We start from the raw sequence: 23,452 nt of genomic DNA on the forward strand, positions 1-23,452 counted from the left end.
GGTGATCTACCTGGTGAACGAGGAGACGGCTGATGGCCCTGTGGGACCGGTTCAAGGACTCTGCGAAGACGATGCAGACGCAGCTCGAAGCGAAGAAGAACGACCTCAAGAGCGGCGGGTTCCGGGATGCCAGCATGGCCATGTGCGCGCTCGTCGCCGCGGCCGACGGTTCGATCGACCCCTCGGAGCGGCAGCGGGTCGCTTCGCTGATCGCCACCAATGAGGTGCTGAAGAACTTCACGGCGGACGACCTCCAGACCCGCTTCAACGACTACTGCCAGAAGCTCACGGCGGACTTCGACTTCGGCAAGGTCAGCGTGTTGCAGACCATCGGCAAGGTCAGCAAGAAGCCGACGGAGGCGCGTGCCGTCATCCAGATCGGCATCGTCATCGGCGGCGCCGACGGCGACTTCGACAAGTCGGAGCAGGCCGTGGTCCGCGAGGCGTGCTTCGCGCTGGGGATCGCGCCGACCGAGTTCGACCTGTAGTCCGCCCCGGCCTTGTCCCGCTGACCCCACGGTCGTCGCAACAGCCGTCCCTCCAGGACCCGTTACCGGTTTCCAGGTCTTCCCCGGCTGACATCGCGCCGGGGCGGATCCGACCGCCAGGGCGAAGGCGGCCGTGGACAGCAGCGTCCTGACCAGGTGGAGGCGGTTCCATCGCGGCTCGAATGCCGCGCGGGCAACGCCGTCCGCCTGGTCGGCCGCGGCGGCGAGCGACCCCGCGGGCAGCGCCATCGCAGGCCCCGGCGGCCCCCTCGCTTCCCCGCTACGACACGATGTCCTTCCGCGCGAACCCCCGGAACGCGAAGGCGAACAGGACCAGTGCGTACGCCACCGACACCGCCGCCCCCTTGATCATTCCGCCCCATTCGAGCTGCGGCTGCAGCGCGTCAGCCCAGGCGAACTGCCAGTGTGCGGGCAGGAAGTCACGCCACGAGCCGAGCGCCGTCACCGCGTCCAGTACGTTCCCCACGATCGTCAGCCCGACCGCACCGCCCACCGCGCCCAGCGGCGCGTCCGTCCTGGTGGAGAGCCAGAACGCCAGCGCGGCGGTGACCAGTTGGGAGACGAAGATGAACGCGACGACCAGCGCGAGGCGCGGTACCGCCTGGGAGGCGGCGAGTGCGCCCCCGGTGGGCAGCTCCAACGGCCCCCAGCCGTACGCGACGGTGCCCACGGCGAGCGCCACCACCGGCAGCACCACCATCGCCGCCAGGCTGAAGCCCAGTGCCACCACCAGCTTGCTCCAGAGCAGCCGGGCGCGCGGGACGGGCGCGGCGAGCAGGTAGCGCAGCGAGGACCAGCTGGCCTCCGAGGCCACCGTGTCGCCGCAGAACAGTGCGACCGGCACCACCAGGAGGAACCCCGCCGAGACGAAGAGGCAGGTCGCGGCGAAGTTGGCGCCGGAGGCGGTCGCGGTGTCCATCAGCGTCGGGCCGTTCCGGCCGCTGCCGTTCGGGGTGCCGCCGACCGCGAACGCGGCGACCAGGATGAACGGCAGAGCCGTCAGTACCGCGCCCATGGCCAGCGTGCGCCTGCGCTTCCACTGCCGTCGGGCTTCGATGCGCAGCGGCAGGGTGTGCCGGGCCCGGTAGCCGGGAGCGGTCCCGGCTGCGGTCACCGGACTGTTGCCCGGCGCGTTGTCCGGTGCGTTGTCCGACAGCGCGGTCGTGCTCATGCGGAGGTGCCTCCGATCAGGGTGAGGAACGCGTCCTCCAGGCGGCGGTGCGCTCCCACACCGGTCAACGGCACGTCCAGGCGGACCAGTTCGGCGATGAGCGCGGCCGGGGTGGCCCCGTCGAGCCGTACGAGCAGCCCGTCGTCCGTCCGTACGGCGGACCCGATACCGGGCAGCGCGGCCACCTTCCCGGCCAGCGCCTCGGTGATCTCCTCGGCGGAGGTGACCAGCAGGGTGTCCCCACTGCCGGTGATCTCGGCGACCGGCCCGGCCTGTATCAGCCGCCCCCGGTCCATGACGACGAGATGGGTGCAGGACTGCTCGACCTCGGCCAGCAGGTGGCTGGAGACGATCACGGTCCGGCCCTCGGCCGCGTACCGGATCATCACGTCCCGCATCTCACGGATCTGCGGCGGGTCGAGGCCGTTCGTCGGCTCGTCGAGGATCAGCAGGTCGGGCATCCCCAGCATGGCCTGCGCGATGGCGAGCCGCTGCCGCATGCCCTGGGAGTACGTACGGACCGCGCGCTCCAGGGCGTCGCCGAGTCCGGCGATCTCCAGGGCCTCGACGACGTGCGAGTCCTCGGTGGGGCGGCCGGTGGCCTGCCAGTACAGGTCGAGGTTGGCCCGCCCGGAGAGGTGCGGCAGGAAACCCGCGCCCTCGACGAACGCGCCGACCCGCGACAGCACGGGCGCGCCCGGCCGGATCGCGTGGCCGAACACCCTGATCTCGCCGCCGTCGGGCGTGATGAGGCCCATGAGCATGCGCAGCGTGGTGGTCTTGCCCGCCCCGTTCGGGCCGAGCAGCCCGAGCACCTGTCCCTTCCGGACCTCGAAGGAGAGGTCACGGACCGCGTAACGGTCGGCCGACCTGGCGTACTTCTTGCTGAGGCCGGTGATCCGCAGGGGTACGTCCGCCAGTTCGGGATCGGGCGCCGGAACGGTCCTGCGCCGGGAGACGAGCAGCCCCACCGCGATCAGCGCGCCGATTGCGGGCAGCCCCCAGACCCACCAGGCGAATCCGGCCGTGCCTGTCCTGAGGGCGGGCACCGTCGGCACGGTCAGGCTGTGCGTTCCGGCGAGCGAGACGGTGTACGTGGCGGGGGCGGCCGGCGAGGCGTAGCCGAGGTCGGTGGACGCGAGCACCAGCCGCAGCCGGTGTCCGGCCTCGACCCGGTGGTCCACGGCGGGCAGCGTCAGCTCGACCGTGCGGCCCGCCTTCGCTCCGGTGATCCGGACCGGGGCGACGAGCTGGTGCGGCAGCACCTGCTGCTTGCCGCCGGGCGACACGTCGTACACCTTCCCGAAGAGCACCGCGTCGTCGGTGGACGACCGCACCCTGACCCGCACGGTCGGGGAGCCGGTGATCGTCCGGGCGGTGGTCAGCGGCGCCGTGTCGAAGTGCGCGTTCTGCCCGGGGAAGTCCAGGGAGAGCCCCATGCCGAGCCCGGACAGCTGGGAGAGCGCGGCGACGCCCGGCACGGCGGAGATCGCGGGCGGGGTGCCGCCCGCCGGGCTCTCGACGGTCTGTTCGCGGCCGGTCAGCGGGAGCGGGTGCCCGTCGTGCTCCAGGCCGGGGTAGGTGTCGCTGCTCGCGCCCTTCAACTGGGTCGCGCCGTCGGTCGAATCGACCCCGCCGGTCCGGGTGACCCGGAAGGCGGGCCCGGTGTCCGCGCCCTTGTCGCCCTTGAGGTACCGGTCGAACCAGGAGGTGATCCGGCCGTCGATCCGGCTCGTCTCGGCGTTCCCGCCGTCGTGGCCGCCCTCGATCCAGTCCACCGCGACGGGCGCGCCGTTGGCCTCGATCCGCCGGGCGGCGGCATCGGCCTGTCCCAGCGGGAACAGTGAGTCGGTCTGCCCCTGGACGAGCAGCGAGGGCACCTTGATCCGGTCCCCCACCGCCGACGGGCTCCGCTCGTCGAGCACCTTGCGGGCCGCGTCGTCCGGCTTGCCGCTCTCGGCGACCCGGTCGTACATCGTGCAGAGCTGCTTCTCGAAGCGGACGCAGCCACCGCCGCTGTTGATGAAGATCCCGGCCCAGAGCTTCTTGAACACCCCGTCGGGGAAGAGGGAGTCGGCCAGGTTCCAGTAGGTGATCTGCGGGGCGATGGCGTCGACGCGCTTGTCGTACCCGGCGGCGAGCAGCGAGATGGCGCCCCCGTACGAAGCGCCGGTGACGCCGACGCGCGGGTCCCCGGCCTTGTCCAGCTGGACCTCGGGGCGCCCGGCCAGCCAGTCGATCAGCCGCGACACGTCCTTGACCTCGTGATCGGGGTCGTTGAGCCCGATCTGCCCGGTCGACTTCCCGAAGCCGCGCGCCGACCAGGTCAGCACCGCGTATCCGTCGCGGGCCAGTTGCTGCGCCTGCCCCTTCACGTCGTCCTTGCTGCCCCCGAAGCCGTGCCCCAGCAGCACGGCGGGCCGCCGTCCGGAGCCGCCCGCGGTGAAGTACGAGGTGTCGAGGCGCACCCCGTCCACCGCCATCACCCGGTCCTCGCGGTGCACGGGCGCGGGGCCTTCGGTGGCGACGGCCGTCCACGTACCGGCCCCGACCAGGACGGCGAGCGCGGCAGCCGCGCCGGCGACGACCCGGCCGCGGGGTTTGCGTAGCTTCATGCCTGAAACCCTAAGCGCCACCACCGACAAGGGGACGGGCCCCCCGGGGGGAACTGGCGGGCGTACCGGCGGAGTAGCGGCGCGGGGGTTCGTACCGCAGCGGGAGTACGGTCCCGGCGCCACCCGAGCCCCCGGTCGGTCAGTACGGTCCCGGCGCCACCGGCGACCACGCACGGCCAACGCCCAGGAGCCTTCAGCCGGATCCCTTGCCCGGTGCGTCGAGTGCCGCCTCCAGCCGGACGATGTCCTCGGCGTCCTTGCTCCGGCGCGGCCGTGCGGGATCCCAGACGGGCGTCATCCGCTTGATCTCGATCTGAACCCGCGCGCTGACGATCGCGCACCGCAACTCCCCGATACGACCGGGCACGGCATCGAGCATCCCCTCGGGCCAGGGCGTCCCGGCCCAGAGGCCGCCCGCGACCACGACACGGCCGTCCGCATCCCTGTCCAGAAACGTGAAGCTGCTCTCCAGCCCGTCCTTGGCGAAGTCGAGTTGCAGGCCGGGAGGCGGCCCCGGCACCGGCTGCCAGCCGAGCCGTTGCAGGGCCTCCGCCAGGGCCGGGGCATCGTCGGCCCAGAGAAACCAGTCGATGTCGCCGTGGTCCCGCGTGACCTCCCCCAGGAAGAAGTCCATGGCCCAGCCCCCGCGAAGCCAGACATCGACCCCGAGGGTCCGGGCCAGATCCACGGTCCCGGCGATCTGCCGTAGCTGTTGATCAGCGCGCTGCTTGTCCATGAGGGGGCAGGGTATGCGGCGGCCACGGGGCAAGAAACGCAGGCGCGCCCCCGATGAGCGGCGCGGTCGCCCGGCACCATCCGAGGACGCGGGCCGCAGACATCCCCGGTACGAGCGCGGCCAGTTCGACGATCCGCCGCTCCAGCTGCTGCTCGTCCTCGACCCCCTCGATCACCCAGTCGACGGCGTCGAAGTCCGGGTCGCCGAGGGCCGGCCGGGGATCGATGGCGACGAGCCGCCCGCCTGCCCCGATCAGTACGTTTCCGGGGTGCAGATCGCCGTGGACCAGCCCGTCGGCGGGCCCGGTGCGCGCCATCTCCAGCGCGGCGGCGCGTCCCCGGCTCAGCAGGTCCGGGTCGGCGGTGCCACGGCGGTCGGCGAGGTCGTACAGGAAGGTGATCCGGTCGGCGAGCGGCGCCAGTTGGGGCGAGCGGTCATACGTGACCGAACGCAGCTCGACCAGCAGCCGGGCCACGTGGGCGAGTTGCCAGCCGCTCTCCATGAGCCGTGTTCCCGGTTCGACCCCGGCGAGGAGCAGGGCCCCGACGCGGAGGTCCTGGTCGAGCAGCCCGACGACGGAACGGGTGTCGGCCCAGGCCCGCAGCGCTTCGGCTTCGTCGGTGGCGATGACGGGGTCCGGTGTCAGCTTCAGCCATACGGTTTCACCGTCGCGTAGGCAGCGGTACACCCGTGACGTACCGCCTCCCCCGGCCTCGCCGACGCCGAGCCCCCACCGGACGGCAAGCTCAGCGACAAGGGCGGGCAACGCGTCGTACCAGGAAGCCACTTGGGGACCGAACCGGGCGATAAGTCGGTCTCGGTTCACATGTGGCCGGACTTCACGGCAGCCAGGAGAGCGCGCAGACCGTGGGGATCGGTACGGAGTACAGCGCGAGGGGCGTCGCTCTCGCGGAGGTGCAGCCCCTCGGGGGACGCGGCCAACTCTACGCAGTTGTTGTCGTCCCCCGTCCCGGAGAACGAGGACTTCTGCCAGTTGGTCATCTGAGGCACTGCGGGGCCTTTCACATGTCCTGCGCGATGCGGTGAATGAAGTCACGCGACGCGGCGGCGGAGAGCGCCGCGCCTTCGATCTTCTCGTAGAGAGCACGGTATTTCTGCATCTGAGGCGCAGCATCGACGAAGATACTGCCGTGCGCCGCGTCCAGTTGCACCGTGTCCAACTCGGGTACGGCACCTCCCGCGTAGAGCACGGAGCCGGGTGCGCCGCTCGGTCTCGGAGGGCGGGACGGCAAGGGTGTGTGGTTCGAGCTGCACCTCGCCACTCTCGCTGTCGGTCCCGGCAACTAAACTTCCTTGCCACAAGCGAACACAAGGGGTGGGGACATGAAGGTAAGCAGCGCCGCGATAGGCGTGGCGGCGGTCGCGGCGGTCGTGGGGATGACCGGTTGTTCGGCCGACACTGCCAAGAAGGCGGCCGACGGAGCCGTGAAGGTGGCGGCGCAACCGCTGGCCGCGCTCCAGCGGGCGACGGAGAGCACGAAGAAGTACGGTTCCGCCGACGTCGATGTCAGAACCTCGGGGTCCGGCACCCCCACCACGGAGATGGTCGGGACGTACTCCTGGGGGAACGGTCTCGCCCTCGACGCGCAGATGGACGCGAAGTCCACCGGAATGGCCTCGCTGACGTCCGGCGACACCATCAATGTTCGGATGACGCACGGCTCGTACTACTACCACGTCACCCCGCAGAAGAGCGGCCCGCTCAAGGGCAAGCACTGGATGCGGGTCGACATGTCGGCCGTTCTGGGCAAGGAAAGCTCGGACGCCTTGGTGAGCAGCAACGCCGACCCGACGCGGGGCCTCAAGTCCCTGAAGTACGCCAAGGACGCCAAGGTGGTGGGCAAGGAGACCGTCCTCGGCAAGGAGACCACCCACTACCGGGCCACTCTGTCCAAGGAGGACCTCGGAGCTGCCGGGGCCGCGCTCTCGCCGGAGGACAAGAAGTCGCTGCTCGGCGAGTTCACCGGGACCGTGGACTCGATTTCCTACGACGTCTGGGTGGACGGCCACGACATGCCGGTCCGGATGAAGGAAGACATCGGCGCGATGAAGGTCGCGATGGACTTCAAGGAGTTCGGCCCCGCGAAGGACATCAAGGCCCCGCCGGCCTCGGACACCGCGGATCTGACCGACGCGGTCAAGGGGCAGCAGTCCGGCCAGACGGCCGGCTGAGTCGCCGGCCGGTCCGCTCTGCGGGCCCGGGATCGTCAGGAGGCCGCCGGTCGCCCTTCTCGGGAAGGGTGACCGGCGGCCTCCGTCAGGTCAGCGGGTGACCGGCTCGGCGATCCTGAAATCGCTGCCGTTGCGCACGCCGAGCCTGATCTCGATCTCGACCCGGCGCGCCGACTCGTCCACCGTGAACTCCCGGCTCGCCTCCGCGAGCCGCGCCCGGCGGCGCTGTCCCCGGTAGCGGAAGCAGACGCCGATCCGGTGCGGCCCCGGCGCCACGGTGATCTCGGTCGTCCCCCCAGCGTCCCCGGCGTTCCCGCCCGTCGATCTCGATGAACGGTGCGGTGAGCAGGTGGTGGAACCACGCTGCGGGGAGGGACGGTCTGATCCGTACTGCGGTCAACACCCCTTGATCCGGCATGCGTTCGCGCTAGGCCGACCCGTATCCGGGCGCGCCAGGGCGCGACAGGGCGTGCCCGGATCCGAGATGTCAGCTCTCCGTACGGCCCCTGCGCCTGCGGACCGCGAAGGCGACGCCGCCCGCGGCGACCAGCGCCGCGGCGATCCCGGCCGGCAGGACCGCCGGGGACGGGCTGCTGTCCGCGAGGTCACCGGCAGCCAGGTCGGAGCGGGCGGTGAGGCCCGCCTGCGCCGCCGCGCCGTGCGGGTGCGCAGGGTGCGACGGGTGACCCGGGTGGGTCGGGATGGATCCGACCGACCGCACCGAGCCGTCCGTGTTGAGCAACACCTGCTTGTTGTTCGGGTGCTTGAAGTCGAAGGCCGAGGTCAGCGAGTTCGCGCGGGCGTCGAAGGAGGCGTCACCGATGCGCCCGGTGTGCCAGTTGTCCTCGATGAACCGGGTGATCGAGGTCTGCTCGGTGCGCGTGTGGTCGACCGAATTGACCTTGCTGTACGGGGAGATGACCATCAGCGGCTGCCGGGTGCCGGGGCCGCAGCGGTCGGCGTAGCCGCCCGCCGAGCGCGGTCCGGCCTGGCAGGCGGGGCTGTCGGTGGCCTTGCCGTTGGAGCCGGTCGCGGTGTCCTTCGAGCCGTTCTGCGGCTTGGCGTACGCGTGGTCGTACCAGCCGTCGGAGTCGTCGTAGGCGAGGACGACCGCGGTGTCCTTCCACGCCGGGGACTGCTGGAGCTTGTTGATCTGGCCGACGAGGAAGTGCTGCTCGTCGATCGGGTCGGAGTAGGCGGCGTGGCCGTCCTGGAACTCCGCGGCCTTCAGGAAGCTGACCGCGGGCAGCTTGTCCGCCTTCAGCGCGGAGTCGAAGTCCGTCAGGTCGTAGTTGTGGTTCGCCTGACCGTTGTGGCCGATCTCGCTGACGTTCTTCGGGGCCAGGTGGTGGGGGTTGGACGTCGACTTGTAGTACTGGAACGGCGAGTGGTGCGGGCTGTAGTCGACGGACGCGGCGCCGCCCACATTGGTGTGGGTGTTGCCCGCGCACTTCGCGTACTCGCCCTGCTTGCCGCTCCAGGCGGTGCTGGGACGGAAGCCGCCCTGGAACCAGCCCCAGCTGACGTCCTGCTTGTTGAGCAGGTCGCCGATGTTCTTGCCCTGCATCGTGGCGAGCGCGTTCTTGCTGGTGTGGTCGCCGTCCGAGCAATCGTCGTACGCCGGGTCGGGGTCGTTGACGACCGTGCCGACACCCTTGGCGTCCGGCGAGAGGACCGTGTACGGGTCGGGGGTGGCGGTCTGCTTCGGGTGCTCCGTGCCGGAGGCCGGGTCGACGGAGGTCACGCCGTGCGTCTGACCGGAGATCAGGTTGAGCGCGCCGGGCGTGGACGGGCCGTAGGTGGTGCTGTACGAGTTGTCGCCGAGCGAGTAGTGCTGGGCGTAGTTCCACAGCCCGGTGACCGTGTTGCCGTCGTAGTAGTCCATGACCAGGCCGGGCTCGCCGAAGAGGTTGCCCGAGCACTTGCCGGAGTCGGTGTTCTGGACGTACTGGTCGGCCTTGCCGCCATTGGCCGCGTACTGCTCGGCCGCGTAGTTGTGGTTCTGGTCGCAGGTCAGCGCCTGGGACGGGGAGAGCCGCCGGGGGGCGTACTGGTTCGGGTTCTTCTTCAGCAGCCCGGCCGCGCTGAGGGTGTCGATGTTCTTGGGCGTGTGCTTGTCGGCCGTGAACTTCGTGCCGTCGGTGTTGGCCGCCTTCGGGTACGTACCGAAGTAGTGGTCGAAGGAGACGTTCTCCTGGAAGATCACCACCAGGTGCTTGACCGGGGTGGCCGTCGAAGAGCCGCCGTGGTGGCCGTGCGACTGCGCGAACGCGGGGGCCGAACCCCCGAGGACGGTGAGCGCCGCAGCTCCGGCGAAGGCGCCCCACCGTATCGCCCGGCGTCCGGGCCCCGCCGTTCTCCCTGTGCTGACCATGCTCTCCGTGCCTCCGCTGTCGACTGTCGCCGGTGGCTGCCGGGTGGCTGCCGTGTGGCTTACGGAGAGCGATGTTCCGCCGGGTCCACGACCTGGCGACTGCGCGGCTGTGTCGCCGGGGTGAACAGGCAGTCAGGAAGTCCAGGCCAAAACTTGACCGCCCCTTGACCGTTGGCGCCGCTCGTCGAAGGCGCCGGGAGGGCCTACGCGAGCAGCGCGCGGCCCAGCCAGTCGGCCCGGTCGCGGACCCCCGGCAGCGCGAAGAAGTACCCGCCGCCGAACGGCGAGATGTAGTCCACCAGCGGCTCCCCCGCCAGCCGCTTCTGCACGGTCTCGAACTGCCGGGCCAGGTCCTGCTGGTAGCAGCAGAAGAGCAGCCCCATGTCGAGGTTGCCGTTGGAGTCCATGCCCCGGTCGTAGTTGTACGCGCGCCGCAGCAGCCGCTGCTGCTCGGACTTCGGGGTACGGGGGTTGGCCATCCGGATGTGGCTGTCCAGCGGGATCACATCGCCCTTGGGGTCCTGGGCGTACCGCGGCGCGTCGAACTCGTGCGTCCCGTCGAGGGGTGCGCCGGTGTCGCGGTTGCGGCCGAACATCCGCTCCTGTTCGGTGAGCGAGACCCGGTCCCAGAACTCCACGAGCATCCGGATCAACCGCACCACCTGGTAGCTGCCCCCGGTGGCCCACTCCGGCTCCGGGCCGCCGTCCACCCAGACGAGACGGTCCATCGAGGCCTGGTCGGTGACGTCCGGGTTCGCCGTGCCGTCCTTGAAACCGAGGTGGTTACGGGGGGTGCCGCTGGGCCGGGACGGGCTGGTGAAGCCGTCCATGCGCCAGCGCACCTGCATGGCGCCACGGGTGTGGCGGGCGATGTCCCGCAGGGCGTGCAGCACCACGTCTGGGCTCTCGGCGCACAGCTGGACACTCACGTCACCGTGGCAGGAGGCCTGTTGGAGGTCGTCGTCGGGGAAGGCGGGCATGGTGGTGAGCCGCAGCGGCTTGCGGCTCTTCAGCCCGAAGCGGTCGTCGAAGAGGGACGCGCCGACGCCCGCGGTGACGGTCAGCCCGCCCGCCGGGACCTGCGGTCCGAGGACCCCCGAGTCGGCGGGCGGGGCGGTGATGCCGAGCGGGGGCGGGGTGCCGCCGGTGGTCAGGAAGCGGGCCCGGTCGGTGAGCGTACGGAACAGTTCGGTGAGTTCCCTGCGGCCGTCGGCGGTGACGTCGAACGAGGCGAACGCGGTGGCGCGCTGCGGGGGCTGGAGGATGCCCGCCTGGTGGGCGCCGTGGAACTCCGTACGTGCGGGGCTCTGTTGGGCGATCTGTTCGGCGGATACCTGCGGGGCGGCCTCGGGCCGGTCCGCGCCGACCAGTCCGGCTCCGGCCACCACCGAACCCACGCCCAGCGCCGCGCTCCGCAGGAAGCCGCGCCGGCGCACCTCGCTGTGCGTACCGCCGTCGGTCACGCTCGTACCGTCCCCGGTCGTGCCCGTCCCGCTCGTGCTGCCCTCGGTCATGCCGTCCTCCGCAGGTCACAGATGGCCGCGACCGACGACAGCAGTTCCGTCGCCTCGCTGACATCGCCGTTGAGCCGTTCACGGTCCGCGGTCGCCAGCCGGTCCAAGGGTGTCCAGCGACCGTCGTGCCCGAAGCCTTCCACTGTGCGCTCCGTACGGTCCAGCCAGGCGTCCGTCCGGGCCAGATCCGGATCGCGGGTGGTGAGCAACGGGCGCAGTACGGAGAGGAGTTCGCGGGTGCCGTCCAGGTTGGCGCGGACGGTGGCCAGGTTGCTGCCGCTGCCGAAGTCGGTGCGCCCGGTCAGTTCGAACCGGATCGTGTTCTCCAGCACCTCGTGGGCGCGCAGTCCCAGGTCCGCCGGGTCCATCCGCTGTTGCGGCCAGTTGTCGCGCAGGGCGTGGACGGCGTGCGCGAGCCGGTCGGTAGGGCCGCGCAGCGAGGCGGCCGACTCACCGTGCCACAGGCCGTACTCGACGCGGTGGAAGCCCTGGAAGTCCGGGTCGTGCGGGCCCTCGGGCAGTCCCGCGTCGGTGCCGTTGACGGCGGCGTCCGCGTCACCGAAGGTGCCGTAGGCCGCGCCCATCCGCTCGTACACGAGATGCGCGGGCAGCCAGGCCTTCCGGGCCGCGGCCAGGTCACCGCTGTCGACGGCCTTCTTGAGCACGTCCGTCTTCCGGGCGAGTTCGATGGTCCGCTCGCCGATCCACTTCTGGTACGTCAGCGTCGGCGGGATCAGGTCGTGTTCGGTCACCGGCACCACGTGCGGGCCGCCGCGGGCGTTGCCCGGGATGCGTACGGTCGGTCCGGTGACGGCGTCCGCGTCGTCGGGCAGACACCGGAACGCGTACGAGCCACCGCCGAGCGTCACCCGCATCTCGCGGGTCGTGCCGGGGGCCAGTCCCTCGACCTCGGCGTGGACGGCTCCGGTCCGGGGGTCGACGAGGTCGACCTCGGCCGGGCCGGTGGAGGTGTTGCGCAGGTCGAAGACCTGGGTGCCGGGGCGGGGCCGGGTCCAGCCGTGGCCGCACGCGCCGAGCGAGACCTCGACGGAGGTGTGCCGCAGACCGTCGGGGGTCGCGGATCCCGATGAGTTCGCCGCGCGTCCTGCCGCCGGGGTGTCGGCGGCGAGGAAGGCACCGAGGGTGACCGCGGTGACGGTGGCCAGGACGGCGACCGCCGCCCATATTCGGCGGTGGATCGCAGGGGTCTCCACGGAGTCGGAGCCGGTGCTACGGACCGGGCCGGTGCCGACACCTGGGTCGGTACGGGAGTCGGAGCCGGTACGACGGCTGGGCACAACGGGGCTCCGCTCGGACGGCAGTCGGGGGAGGTCGGACGCCGTTCATGCTAGGCATCCGTCCCCCGCCCCAACTACCGTCCGGGGCCTCTCCCGGTGGCAGTTCCCCGAGAGTTCACCGTGGTGACATCCCAGGGACCGGGGGCCCCGCACCACGCGCTCCGGGCCGGGGCGGGCGACCCGGAGCGCGCGATCCTCAGTGGTTGCTCGGGAAGCCCAGGTCCACACCGGCCGGGGCGTCGGCCGGGTCCGGCCAGCGGGTGGTGACGACCTTGCCGCGGGTGTAGAAGTGCACGCCGTCGTTGCCGTAGATGTGGTGGTCGCCGAAGAGCGAGTCCTTCCAGCCGCCGAAGGAGTGGTAGCCGACGGGGACCGGGATCGGGACGTTGACGCCGACCATGCCCGCCTCGATCTCCAGCTGGAAGCGGCGGGCCGCGCCGCCGTCGCGGGTGAAGATCGCGGTGCCGTTGCCGAACGGCGAGGCGTTCATGAGGGCGACGCCCTCCTCGTACGTCCCGACGCGCAGCACGCACAGCACCGGGCCGAAGATCTCGTCCTTGTACGCGTCGGAGTCGGTCGAGACGTTGTCGAGGAGCGAGAGGCCGATCCAGTGGCCGTCCTCGTGGCCCTCGACCGTGAAGCCGGTGCCGTCGAGCACGACGTCGGCGCCCTGGGCCGCCGCGCCCGTGACGTACGAGGCGACCTTGTCCCGGTGGACCTTGGTGATCAGCGGGCCCATCTCGGACGTGGGGTCGTTGCCGGGGCCGATCTTGATCTTCTCGGCGCGCTCCCGGATCTTCGCCACCAGTTCGTCGGCGATGGACGCGACGGCGACGACGGCGGAGATCGCCATGCAGCGCTCACCGGCCGAGCCGTACGCGGCGGACACGGCGGCGTCGGCCGCGGCGTCCAGGTCGGCGTCGGGCAGCACCAGCATGTGGTTCTTCGCGCCGCCGAGCGCCTGGACGCGCTTGCCGTGGGCGGTGGCCGTGGTGTGGATGTGGCGGGCGATCGGCGTGGAGCCGACGAACGACACCACGTCGACGTCCGGGTGGCTCAGCAGGGTGTCCACGGCGAGCTTGTCACCGTGCAGGACGTTGAGCACACCGTCCGGCAGACCGGCCTCGGTGGCCAGTTCGGCCAGCCGGTTCGCGGCGGACGGGTCCTTCTCGCTGGGCTTCAGTACGAAGGTGTTGCCGCAGGCGATGGCCAGCGGGAACATCCACATCGGCACCATGGCCGGGAAGTTGAAGGGCGTGATGCCCGCGACGACACCGATCGACTGGCGGATCGACGAGACGTCGACCCGGGTGGAGACCTGGGTGGACAGCTCGCCCTTGAGCTGGGTGGTGATACCGCAGGCCAGCTCGACGATCTCCAGACCGCGGGCGACCTCGCCGAGCGCGTCGGAGTGCACCTTGCCGTGCTCGGCGGTGATCAGCGCGGCGATCTCGTCGCGGTGCGCGTCGAGCAGCGCGCGGTAGCGGAAGAGGACCGCGGTGCGGGCCGAGAGGGAGGCGGTGCCCCACGTCTCGTACGCGGCCTTCGCCGAGGCGACCGCCGCGTTCACCTCCTCGACGGAGGCCAGCGCGACCTGGGTGGTGACGGCGCCGGTCGCCGGGTCGGTGACCGGGCCCCAGTTGCCCGACGTGCCCTCGACGGCCTTGCCACCGATCCAGTGGTTGACGGTCTTCATGTACATGCTCCTTAAAGATGGCGGCGTCGGGCTGCGACCTGCCGGTCGTACTCCTCCCGGGCCTCGACCGCCGACGGGCGGGTCGCGGTCTCAGCTACCGGAACATCCCACCACGCCTGTGCCGGAGGGGGCCCCGACACTGTGTCTGCGGTTTCGGTCTCCACGTAGACACATGTGGGACGGTCCGACGCACGCGCCGCGGCCAGAGCTTCCCGCAGGTCACGCACCGTTTTCGCGCGCAGCACGGTCAGGCCGAGGCTGGCCGCGTTGGCGGCGAGATCGACGGGCAGCGGCGCGCCCGTGTACGTACCGTCCGGGGCCCGGAAGCGGTAGGCCGTACCGAAGCGCTCGGCTCCCACCGACTCGGAGAGACCGCCGATGGAGGCGTAGCCGTGGTTCTGGAGGATCACGATGTTGACGGGCAGGCCCTCCTGAACGGCGGTGACGATTTCGGTGGGGTTCATCAGATACGTGCCGTCGCCGACCAGGGCCCAGACGGGGCGCCCGGGGGCCGCCAGCTGGACGCCGATCGCGGCCGGGATCTCGTAACCCATGCAGGAGTAGCCGTACTCGACGTGGTACTGGTCGCGGGAGCGGGTGCGCCACAGCTGGTGCAGGTCGCCGGGGAGCGAGCCGGCCGCGTTGATGACGATGTCCTCGCCCGTCACCAGGGAGTCGAGCACCCCGAGCAACTGCGCCTGGGTGGGCGGCCGGTCGTCGTGGCGGACGGCGTACGCGGCGGTGACCCGACCCTCCCAGTCGGCCTTCGCCGCGTGGTAGGCGCCCTCGTACGCGGCGGGTACCCGGTGGGCCCGCAGTGCGTCGGTCAGCAGCTCAAGGGTGGCGCGGGCGTCCGCGACCAGCGGGAGCCCGGCGAGCTTGTGGGCGTCGAAGCCGGTGATGTTGACGTTGACGAAGCGCACGTCCGGGGCCTGGAACAGGGTGGACGACGCGGTGGTGAAGTCGGAGTAGCGGGTGCCGACGCCGATCACCAGGTCGGCGGCGCGGGCGAGCACGTCGGCGGTGGCGGTCCCGGTGTGGCCGATGCCGCCGACGTCCGCCGGGTGGTCGTACGGCAGCGAGCCCTTGCCCGCCTGGGTGGACGCCACCGGGATGCCGGTCGCGTCGGCGAGCCCGCGCAGGGCGTCCTCGGCGCGGCTGTGGCGGACGCCGCCGCCCGCGACGATCAGCGGGCGGCGGGCGGCCCGGATCGCGGCGACCGCGTCGGCCAGTTCCCGCTCGTCGGGCCGGGGCACCGGCACCCGCCAGACCCGCTCGGCGAAGAACTCCTCGGGCCAGTCGTACGCCTCGGCCTGGACGTCCTGGGGCAGCGCCAGCGTCACCGCACCGGTCTGCGCGGGGTCGGCGAGGACCCGCATCGCGGCGAGCACGGCCGGGATCAGCGCCTCGGGGCGGGTGATCCGGTCGAAGTACTTCGAGACGGGACGCAGACAGTCGTTGACCGACACATCGCCCGCGTACGGGACTTCGAGCTGCTGGAGCACCGGGTCGGCGGGGCGGGTCGCGAAGGTGTCGCCGGGCAGCAGCAGTACCGGCAGGTGGTTGACGGTGGCGAGCGCGGCACCGGTGACCAGGTTGGTGGCGCCGGGGCCGATGGAGGTGGTGACGGCGTGCGCGGAGAGCCGTCCGGACTGCCGGGCGTATCCGACGGCCGCGTGCACCATGGCCTGTTCGTTGCGGCCCTGGTGGTACGGCATCGTGTCCGGGCCCGACTCGACGAGCGCCTGGCCGATTCCGGCGACGTTGCCGTGGCCGAAGATGCCCCAGGTGGCGGAGATCAGCCGGTGGCGGTGTCCGTCGCGTTCGGTGTACTGGCGGGCCAGGAACGCGATCAGGGCCTGGGCGGTGGTGAGCCGCCGGGTGGCGGGAAGGGTGGTGCTCATCGGGGGTCCGCCTCCGGTTCGTACAGGGGAAGCCGGGGGCCGGGGTCCGCGCCCGGCCCGTACAGGGGAAGCCTGGGGTCGACGGGCTGCGACTCCCAGGCCGTACGGATACCGGCGTGGTCCGGGTGGTCGCTGATCAGCCACTCACGCTCCGCGCCCGGCCCCGCCATCACATTGAGGTAGTACATGTCGTGCCCGGGGGTGGCCATCGACGGACCGTGCCAGCCGTCGGGGATCAACACCGTGTCCCCGCTGCGGACTTCGGCCAGCAGGTCGGTGCCGCCGGGCCTGGACGGGGAGACCCGGTGGTAGCCGGGGCCGTCGCCCGCGATCTCGAAGTAGTAGATCTCCTCCAGCACGGACTCCTCGCCCGGCCGGTACTCGTCGTGCTTGTGGGGCGGGAAGGAGGACCAGTTGCCGCCGGGCGTCAGCACCTCGACGGCGATCAGCCGGTCGCACGCGAAGGTGTCGGCGGCGGCGAAGTTGTTGACCTGGCGCGAGCAGCTGCCGCTGCCGCGCAGCTCGACGGGAACCTCCGGCGCGGAGCCGTAGCGGGCGGGGAGACGTCGCTCGCACTTCGCTCCTGCCAGGGCGAAGCGGCCTCCCGCGCCGGAGGAGATCTGGGCGTGGGCGTCGCGCGGTACGTAGGCGAAATCACTGACTCCGCTGAACACCCCTGCTCTGCCGCGCAGTTCCATGATCTCGCCGTCCACCTGGACCGTACATGCCCCGGCGAGGGGCAGCAGGATCCATTCGCTTTCTTCTGTGGAGAGAAGATGTGTGCTCCCCGGCGCGAGTTCCAGGATCCGCAGCGCGGAGCGGTCCCATCCGGCCCGCTCGGGGCCGATGTCCAGGGCGTACGGGCCACGGGCCGCGCTCCCCGCCCGTACCACCAGGTCGTCGTCGGTCATCACCATCAGTGCCTCCCGGGCGGTCGGAGCAGTCCCACGGCGGTGTCCACGGCGCCCGCCACGTCCCCGTCCAGCGGGTAGAGCAGTGTCCGCCCGGCCACCAGGCCCTGGACGGTGGGGAGTCGGAGGGCCAGGCGCCACCGCTCGTACGTGTCCTCCTGGGCGCCGCCCGGTGCGCCGCCGAGCAGGACGGCGGGCAGTGTGGAGGTCTCCATCACCCGGGCCATGTCGTCGGGGTCGGCGGTGACGGGCACCTTCAGCCAGGTGTACGCGGAGGTGCCGGCCAGCCCGGAGGCGATGGCGAGGGAACGGGTGACCGCGTCGGCGGTGAGGTCGTTGCGGAGCCGCCCGTCCACCCGGTGGCAGATGAACGGCTCGACGAAGACCGGCAGTCGGAGGGCCGCCATCTCGTCGATGGCGCGGGCGGTGGAGTGCAGGGTGGCGGGCGAGCCGGGGTCCTCGTAGTCGATACGGAGCAGGAGCTTGCCCGCGTCGAAGCCGAGGCGGGCCAGGTCCTGGGCCCGGTGGCCGGTGAAGCGGTCGTCGAGTTCGAAGGCCGCGCCCGCGAGCCCGCCGCGGTTCATGGAGCCCATCACGACCTTGCCCTCCAGCGCGCCGAGGAGCAGCAGGTCCTCCAGGATGTCGGCGGTGGCGAGCACCCCGTCGACGCCCGGCCGGGAGAGGGCGAGGCAGAGGCGTTCCAGCAGGTCCAGCCGGTTGGCCATGGCGAGGGACCGGTCGCCGACGGCGAGCGCGCCGCGGGCCGGGTGGTCGGCGGCCACGATCATCAGCCGTCCGCTGTCGCCGATGAGCGGACGGCGGACGCGGCGGGCGGCGGCCTCGGCGATGGCTTCGGGGTGGCGGGTCCGCAGGGCCACCAGTTCGCCGAGGGGGATCGGCCCGGTCACGGCCGGGCCGCCCGGAGGGCCTCGTCGACCTCGGAGGCGTACGGCATCGCGGAGGAGCAGGCGAGCCGTGAGGCGACGATGGCGCCCGCCGCGTTGGCGTAGCGCATGGTGCGGTCCAGTTCCCAGCCCGCGAGGAGGCCGTGGCAGAGGGCGCCGCCGAACGCGTCGCCCGCGCCGAGGCCGTTGACGACCTCGACGGGCACGGGCGGCACTTCGGCGGTGCGGCCGTCGCGGTGGACGGCGACGACTCCCTTGGGGCCCTGTTTGACGACGGCGAGTTCGAGGCCGTGGCCGAGCAGGGCGTCGGCGGCGGCGTGCGGGTCGCGCTCGCCGGTGGCGATCTCCACCTCGTCGAGGTTGCCGACGGCGACGGTGGCGTGGCGCAGGGCCTGCGCGTAGTGGGGGCGGGCCTCTTCCGGGGCTGCCCAGAACATGGGACGCCAGTCGAGGTCGAAGACGGTGAAACGGGGCGTGTCGGGCCCCTCCGGTACGTGAGCGGCGGAGCCCGGTGCGGGGCCCGGTGCGGACCCCGGGGCGGAACGCGGTGCGACGGGCCGCTCGACGGACCGCGCCGCCAGCGCGGCCAGCGTCGCCGACCGGCTCGGCTCCGCGCACAGCCCGGTCCCGGTCACCCAGAACACCCGCGCCGCCCGGATCGCTTCGAGGTCCAGCTCCGCCTCGTACATCTCCAGATCGGGTGCCTTCGGCTGCCGGTAGAAGTACAGCGGGAAGTGGTCAGGCGGGAACACCTCGCAGAAGGTGACCGGCGTCGGCAGGCCCGCGACGGGCGTCACCCACCGGTCGTCGACCCCGAACCCCCGCAGTTCCTGGTGCAGGTACTCACCGAACGGGTCGGCGCCCGTCCGGGTGACGACGGCGGTCCGCCGCCCCAGCCGGGCCGCCGCGACCGCGACGTTCGTCGCCGAGCCGCCGAGGAACTTCCCGAACGTGTCGACCTGCGCCAGCGGTACTCCGGCCTGGAGCGGGTAGAGATCCACTCCGATCCGGCCCATCGTGATCAGGTCGTACACCGTGCACGTCCTCTCGGTCGGCAAGCGGGCCCCTGGGCCATGGCCCCACTGGTACCCCGGGCCACAGGCCCACAGGTCTAACTCTCCCCTCGGACCCCTGTCAACGCATTGTCCTTACATTCGGACGAACGCTTGACAGCTTTCCGGGGACGGCGGAAGCCTTACCCGTATGACGCACATCCGGATCGGTTCCGCGCCCGACTCCTGGGGGGTCTGGTTCCCCGAGGACCCGCTCCAGGTCCCCTGGACCCGCTTCCTCGACGAGGTCGCCGCGTCCGGATACGAGTGGATCGAGCTGGGCCCGTACGGCTATCTGCCCACGGACCCGGCCCTCCTGGGCGACGAGCTGTCCCGGCGCGGGCTGCGCGTGTCGGCCGGGACCGTCTTCACCGGGCTGCACCACGGCCCCGGCGTCTGGGACGCGACCTGGGCCCATGTCGCCGAGGTCGCCGCCCTGGCGCAGGCGGCGGGGGCGCAGCACCTCGTCGTCATCCCGTCGTTCTGGCGCGACGACAAGACGGGCGAGGTCAAGGAGGCCGACACCCTCGACGCCGGGCAGTGGCGGGAACTCACCACCCAGACCGAGCGGCTGGGCCGGGAGGTGCGGGAGCGGTTCGGGCTGCGGATCGTCGTCCATCCGCACGCGGACACCCACATCGACACCGAGGAGAACGTCGCCCGCTTCCTCGACGCGACCGACCCGGACCTGGTCGCGCTCTGCCTGGACACCGGCCACTACGCGTACTGCGGCGGGGACAGCGTGCGGCTCATCGAGACGTACGGGGAGCGGATCGGCTATCTGCACCTCAAGCAGGTCGACCCGGCGGTCCTGGCCGAAGTGCGGGCGGAGCAACTGCCGTTCGGGCCCGCGGTGGCCCGTGGGGTGATGTGCGAACCGCCGAACGGTGTGCCCGCGCTGGGACCGGTGCTGGACGCCGCGCGACGCCTGGACACCGGCCCGGCCGGTCTGTTCGCGATCGTGGAGCAGGACATGTACCCGTGCCCGCCCGACCGCCCCCTGCCCATCGCCCGCCGCACCCGCGCCTTCCTCCGGTCCTGCGGGGCGTGAGGTGTCCTGACGGCAGCCGGCCGGTCCCGGCGGGGCCCGCCGGCTGCCGGCGCCGTTCGCGCATCGGCGCTCTTCATCCCCATGTGCCGCTTACGTCACAACAGTTACCCCCTCGTCACGCATGTCGCCGTTACGCGGACCTTCCGTCACGGGAGATCAACAGCCTCTCCTCCGCCCTCTTCGGCCGCCGTTGTCCGGGGAGAGGCTGAATTGATCACCAATGCGCCGACTCCGCGACTCCCCCGACGGCCGCCAGGCCGGCGTCGCGGACGGCGCTGGGAGGCGTCGAAGATGACCGACCGAAGGCTCTGGTCCTACAAGGAGATCGCCGCACACATCCGGGTGCAGCCGGACACCGTCCGCTCGTACCGCAAGAACGGGCTGCTGCCGCCGCCGGACCGCGTGGAGAACGGCAAGCCGTACTGGTTCGCGGACACCATCCGGCTCTGGGTGTCACGACGGCCCAGCAACAGGGGCAGATCCTAGAAGCGGGGCCGCGTCCACCGGAGTGCCCGTCGGAGCACCCGTCGGAGCACCCGTCGGAGCACCCGCTCGCGAAAGTACCCCCTAGGGGTATAACGTGGCAGACGCCAGGGATCACCGGCATTCCCGCGACCCCCTGGCGCACCATGGAACGCACATCCGCGCAGAGGAGAGCAGCATGACCGCCGAGACCCCCCAGGCAACCCAGACCACCGACACCGACACCGCCTCCGGCTGCTGCGGCGGCGGAAGCTGCGGCGGCGGCGCGGCCGAGGTGGAGGTGGGCGCGGTGACCACCGTCTACCAGGTGGCCGGGATGACCTGCGGCCACTGCGAGGGCGCCATCTCGCTGGAGATCGCGGAGCTTCCCGGTGTCACCTCGGTGACGGCCGTCGCCGCGACCGGCCGGGTGACCGTGGGCTCCCGGGCCCCGCTGGACGAACAGGCCGTACGCACCGCGATCGACGAGGCCGGATACGAGTTCGTGGGCCAGGTCTGAGTGAGCCAGGTCTGAGTGAGCGGGCCTGAGCGAGTCGGGTCCGGTCGGGCCGGGCCCGGCAGACCGGCCGGCGGAGCCCCGGAGCCCGGAAGGGCTTCAGGGGCTCGCCGTCGTTTCCGGCCGCCGGGACCGCGCGGGGTTCCGCCCCTCACCGGTCGGCCAGGCCGGACTCGGCGGGTCTGCCGGAGTAGTCGGGCAGGTCCGCGATGCTGCTGATCTTCTCGCCCATTTTGAGCATCTGGTTCAGGAACAGGGGCCGGGACAGCAGGCCGTTGCGGAACCGTATGCCGCGCGCGGTGCCGGGCGCGAGGAACTTCCCGGTGCGGTCGCCGCTCTTCTGGCAGCCCTCGGCGTACCGCCGGAGCCGGTTCTCGTACCGGGTGAAGGCCGCCCGGTGGTCACCGTCGGCGCGCGCGAGTTCCCCGGCGAGCACATAGGCAGCGACCACGCCCGTACCGGTGCCCATGCCGCCGATGGTGGCTCCGCACGCGGCGTCGCCGACGAGAGCGACCCGCCCGGTGGACCAGGTCGCCACGTCCGCCCGGCTGATCGAGTCGAAGTACAGGTCAGGGGCCTCCCGCAGCGAGTCGAGCAGCCGGGGCACCTCCCAGCCGAGGCCGGAGAAGGCCTGGGCGATCAGCTGCTTCTGCTGCTCGGGGTCGTGGCGGTCGTACGCCAGCTCGTCCGCGGCGAAGACGAAGAAGGCCCTGGCCCGCTCCGGGTTCCGGTGATCGACACCCACGGAGGCGAGCCGTCCCGGCACGTTGTAGCCGGCCGGCCCCTTTCCCGGACCGAGGTAGTTGGGAAGCGTCCAGGCGGCGGCGTAGTAGCCGAGATGACTCACGAAGTCCCGTTCGGGGCCGAAGGCCAGCTGGCGGACGTGGGAGTGCAGCCCGTCCGCGCCGATCACCAGACCGAACTCGCGTGACGCCCCGTGCCGGAAGTCGGCCCGCACACCGGTGGGGGTCTCGGTGAGGCGGGTGATCGAGTCGCCGAAGACGTACTCGGTGTGCGGGAGGCTGCGTTCGTACAGCACCCGGGCCAGGTCGCCGCGGAGCACCTCCACGGCGCCCCCGGCGAACTCGGCGGGCAGCCGCAGCAGCGTCCGGCCGTCCTCGCCGACGAAGTGCATCGGACTGCCGCCGGTCTGGATCCGGCGCAGTTCGGGAAGCAGGCCCATCCGTTCCAGCACGGTCAGGTGGGTCTCACCGCGGAAGTCGACGGCCTGGCCCCCCTCGCGCAGCGCCGGAGCCAGCTCGACGACGGTGGGCTCGAAGCCGTGACGCCCCAGCCAGTAGGCCAGCGCGGGACCGGCGATGCTCGCGCCGGAGATGAGGACCGTCCTGTTCGTGTTTCTGGCGGCGTTCGTGTTTCTCGTGGTGTTCGCGTTGTTCATGGTTCCTCCATGGCGGGGCCCGGCCCGAGCGCGACCGGGCAGCACTGAGCAGCACCGGACGACATCGAAACTGCGTCCATTGGATACTGTTATTTACTGTGTACCATAGACACAGTTAGCCTCGCACGACAAGAGCCAGCCACTCGTGCGACAAGACCCAGCCAGGAGGGCGCGACCGGCATGGCCGACACGTACGCAGAGACGGCACGGCTGCTGTGGGGGCCGCACCCCAAGCCGGCCCGGGGCCCGAGGCCGACCCTCGATCTGGACCGGATCGCGCGGGCCGCGGTCGAGATCGCCGACACCGCGGGGCTGGCCGATGTGTCCATGCAGCGGGTCGCCGCGCAGCTGTCCGTCACCAAGATGGCGCTGTACCGGTACGTGCCCGGCAAGGCCGAGCTGGTCGCCCTGATGGTGGACGCGGCGATCGGCCCCTACCCGGCAGCAGAGGGGCCGCAGGAGGGCTGGCGGGAACAGCTGGAGGACTGGGCCCGTCGGCTGTACACCGTCTTCCACCAGCACCCGTGGGCGCTGGACGTCACCAGCGGGCCGCGGATCATGGGGCCCGGGGAGCTGTCCTGGATGGAGCGCGCCATCTCCGCGCTGGACGGTACGGGGCTGAGCGGCGCCGAGCGGATGGACACGGCCGTCCTGCTCACCGGGCACGTCCGCAGCATCACCCAGCAGGCCGTCGCGGCGGGCCCCGCGGACAACCCCGGGGCCCAGCTGGGCGCCGTCCTCGGCGAGCTGATGCGGACACACGGCGAGCGCTTCCCCGCACTCACCGCGGCGCTCGCCTCGGAGGCCCGGTCCGGGGGGCAGGACCAGGCGTGGGAGTTCGGCCTGCAGCGCATCCTGGACGGCCTGGCCGTGATCGTCGAGCAGCGACCGCACTGACCGCACCGCCCGCGGAACGGCCCGACCGGAGGGAGCGGCCCGACCGGAGAGAACAGGCCGACCGGAGGGAACGGGCCGACCGCGCGGAACAGGCGGCCCGGAGTCGGGCACACTCCATGCCCGTACGTGGAGATCCCCTGGCGGCCACCGCCCCCGCCTCGCCCTTCAGGGGCAACCCGCCGGACACCCGGCCGTCACACGGCGACCACCCGGCACGCGACAGCGGGCCTGTTCAGCCCCGTGGACGT

22 protein-coding genes are annotated in these 23,452 nt (G+C 71.8%); 6 read left to right on the forward strand and 16 right to left on the reverse strand.

Going from position 1 to position 23,452, the window contains the following annotated elements:
- Positions 1-32 precede the first annotated feature (32 nt).
- Positions 33-488 (forward strand): tellurite resistance TerB family protein, encoded by a 456-nt coding sequence (locus NBY69_RS04960; RefSeq protein ID WP_250298490.1) that lies wholly within the window; start codon positions 33-35, stop codon positions 486-488.
- A gap of 280 nt (positions 489-768) precedes the next feature.
- On the opposite strand, the gene NBY69_RS04970 is transcribed toward NBY69_RS04960, so the two are convergent.
- The 6 genes from NBY69_RS04970 to NBY69_RS37590 all read right to left on the reverse strand — a co-directional run bounded on the left by NBY69_RS04970 (position 769) and on the right by NBY69_RS37590 (position 6,212).
- Positions 769-1,680, reverse strand: a complete 912-nt coding sequence (locus NBY69_RS04970) for an ABC transporter permease (RefSeq protein WP_250298491.1) — start codon at positions 1,678-1,680, stop codon at positions 769-771.
- Positions 1,677-4,295, reverse strand: coding sequence for an alpha/beta fold hydrolase (locus tag NBY69_RS04975; RefSeq protein ID WP_250298492.1), 2,619 nt, complete (start codon positions 4,293-4,295; stop codon positions 1,677-1,679). The genes NBY69_RS04970 and NBY69_RS04975 overlap by 4 nt, the downstream gene beginning before the upstream one ends.
- 193 nt (positions 4,296-4,488) lie before the next feature.
- Entirely contained in the window at positions 4,489-5,031 is a 543-nt protein-coding gene (locus tag NBY69_RS04980) for a nucleotidyltransferase domain-containing protein (RefSeq protein WP_250298493.1), read from the reverse strand.
- Positions 5,012-5,818 (reverse strand): aminoglycoside phosphotransferase family protein, encoded by an 807-nt coding sequence (locus NBY69_RS04985; RefSeq protein WP_250298494.1) that lies wholly within the window; start codon positions 5,816-5,818, stop codon positions 5,012-5,014. Before NBY69_RS04985 ends, NBY69_RS04980 begins: the two co-directional genes overlap by 20 nt.
- Positions 5,819-5,853: 35 nt before the next feature.
- Positions 5,854-6,033, reverse strand: a complete 180-nt coding sequence (locus NBY69_RS04990; RefSeq protein WP_250298495.1) for a DUF397 domain-containing protein — start codon at positions 6,031-6,033, stop codon at positions 5,854-5,856.
- A 20-nt stretch (positions 6,034-6,053) separates the two neighbouring features.
- Complete coding sequence (locus NBY69_RS37590; RefSeq protein WP_374211209.1) at positions 6,054-6,212, reverse strand: Scr1 family TA system antitoxin-like transcriptional regulator; 159 nt, start codon at positions 6,210-6,212, stop codon at positions 6,054-6,056.
- Positions 6,213-6,375: 163 nt separating this feature from the next.
- Here NBY69_RS37590 and NBY69_RS05000 point away from each other — a divergent pair, with 163 nt between their 5' ends.
- Positions 6,376-7,224, forward strand: coding sequence for a hypothetical protein (locus NBY69_RS05000; RefSeq protein WP_250298496.1), 849 nt, complete (start codon positions 6,376-6,378; stop codon positions 7,222-7,224).
- A 90-nt stretch (positions 7,225-7,314) separates the two neighbouring features.
- On the opposite strand, the gene NBY69_RS05005 is transcribed toward NBY69_RS05000, so the two are convergent.
- From NBY69_RS05005 to iolC, 9 genes are all read right to left on the reverse strand, one after another.
- Positions 7,315-7,500: a hypothetical protein gene (locus NBY69_RS05005; RefSeq protein ID WP_250298497.1), complete on the reverse strand. Its 186-nt coding sequence runs from the start codon at positions 7,498-7,500 to the stop codon at positions 7,315-7,317.
- Positions 7,501-7,711: 211 nt separating this feature from the next.
- Positions 7,712-9,598: a phospholipase C gene (locus tag NBY69_RS05010; RefSeq protein WP_250298498.1), complete on the reverse strand. Its 1,887-nt coding sequence runs from the start codon at positions 9,596-9,598 to the stop codon at positions 7,712-7,714.
- A 203-nt stretch (positions 9,599-9,801) separates the two neighbouring features.
- Positions 9,802-11,112 (reverse strand): iron uptake transporter deferrochelatase/peroxidase subunit, encoded by a 1,311-nt coding sequence (gene efeB, locus NBY69_RS05015; RefSeq protein ID WP_250298499.1) that lies wholly within the window; start codon positions 11,110-11,112, stop codon positions 9,802-9,804.
- Positions 11,109-12,410, reverse strand: coding sequence for an EfeM/EfeO family lipoprotein (locus tag NBY69_RS05020; protein ID WP_250298500.1), 1,302 nt, complete (start codon positions 12,408-12,410; stop codon positions 11,109-11,111). The genes efeB and NBY69_RS05020 overlap by 4 nt, the downstream gene beginning before the upstream one ends.
- Positions 12,411-12,606: 196 nt before the next feature.
- Positions 12,607-14,106 (reverse strand): CoA-acylating methylmalonate-semialdehyde dehydrogenase, encoded by a 1,500-nt coding sequence (locus NBY69_RS05025; protein ID WP_250298501.1) that lies wholly within the window; start codon positions 14,104-14,106, stop codon positions 12,607-12,609.
- Between the two features lie 11 nt (positions 14,107-14,117).
- Complete coding sequence (gene iolD / locus NBY69_RS05030; protein ID WP_250298502.1) at positions 14,118-16,010, reverse strand: 3D-(3,5/4)-trihydroxycyclohexane-1,2-dione acylhydrolase (decyclizing); 1,893 nt, start codon at positions 16,008-16,010, stop codon at positions 14,118-14,120.
- On the reverse strand, positions 16,007-16,927 hold the full coding sequence (gene iolB / locus NBY69_RS05035; protein ID WP_250298503.1) for a 5-deoxy-glucuronate isomerase: 921 nt from the start codon (positions 16,925-16,927) through the stop codon (positions 16,007-16,009). Before iolB ends, iolD begins: the two co-directional genes overlap by 4 nt.
- Positions 16,927-17,829, reverse strand: a complete 903-nt coding sequence (locus NBY69_RS05040; protein WP_250298504.1) for a deoxyribose-phosphate aldolase — start codon at positions 17,827-17,829, stop codon at positions 16,927-16,929. The genes iolB and NBY69_RS05040 overlap by 1 nt, the downstream gene beginning before the upstream one ends.
- The gene (iolC, locus tag NBY69_RS05045; RefSeq protein ID WP_250298556.1) at positions 17,826-18,842 is read right to left on the reverse strand and encodes a 5-dehydro-2-deoxygluconokinase; all 1,017 of its coding nucleotides are present in this window, start codon (positions 18,840-18,842) and stop codon (positions 17,826-17,828) included. Before iolC ends, NBY69_RS05040 begins: the two co-directional genes overlap by 4 nt.
- Positions 18,843-19,029: 187 nt before the next feature.
- On the opposite strand from iolC, the gene NBY69_RS05050 reads away from it, so the two are divergent.
- The 3 genes from NBY69_RS05050 to NBY69_RS05060 all read left to right on the forward strand — a co-directional run bounded on the left by NBY69_RS05050 (position 19,030) and on the right by NBY69_RS05060 (position 20,911).
- A complete protein-coding gene (locus tag NBY69_RS05050; RefSeq protein ID WP_250298505.1) occupies positions 19,030-19,929 on the forward strand; it encodes a sugar phosphate isomerase/epimerase in 900 nt (299 codons plus the stop codon).
- A gap of 291 nt (positions 19,930-20,220) precedes the next feature.
- Positions 20,221-20,415 (forward strand): AlpA family transcriptional regulator, encoded by a 195-nt coding sequence (locus tag NBY69_RS05055; RefSeq protein WP_250298506.1) that lies wholly within the window; start codon positions 20,221-20,223, stop codon positions 20,413-20,415.
- 175 nt (positions 20,416-20,590) lie between these two features.
- Positions 20,591-20,911 carry a heavy-metal-associated domain-containing protein gene (locus tag NBY69_RS05060; RefSeq protein WP_250298507.1) on the forward strand — a complete coding sequence of 107 codons (321 nt, stop codon included), beginning with the start codon at positions 20,591-20,593 and terminating at the stop codon, positions 20,909-20,911.
- A gap of 148 nt (positions 20,912-21,059) precedes the next feature.
- Here the strand turns inward: NBY69_RS05060 and NBY69_RS05065 are convergent, their stop codons facing one another.
- Entirely contained in the window at positions 21,060-22,307 is a 1,248-nt protein-coding gene (locus NBY69_RS05065; RefSeq protein ID WP_250298508.1) for an FAD-dependent monooxygenase, read from the reverse strand.
- A gap of 180 nt (positions 22,308-22,487) precedes the next feature.
- On the opposite strand from NBY69_RS05065, the gene NBY69_RS05070 reads away from it, so the two are divergent.
- Positions 22,488-23,204, forward strand: coding sequence for a TetR/AcrR family transcriptional regulator (locus NBY69_RS05070; protein ID WP_250298509.1), 717 nt, complete (start codon positions 22,488-22,490; stop codon positions 23,202-23,204).
- The last annotated feature ends 248 nt before the right edge of the window (positions 23,205-23,452 follow it).

Origin of the sequence: Streptomyces sp. A 4/2 (assembly GCF_940670765.1) — a bacterium.
In the GTDB taxonomy this organism is placed as follows: Bacteria; Actinomycetota; Actinomycetes; order Streptomycetales; family Streptomycetaceae; genus Streptomyces.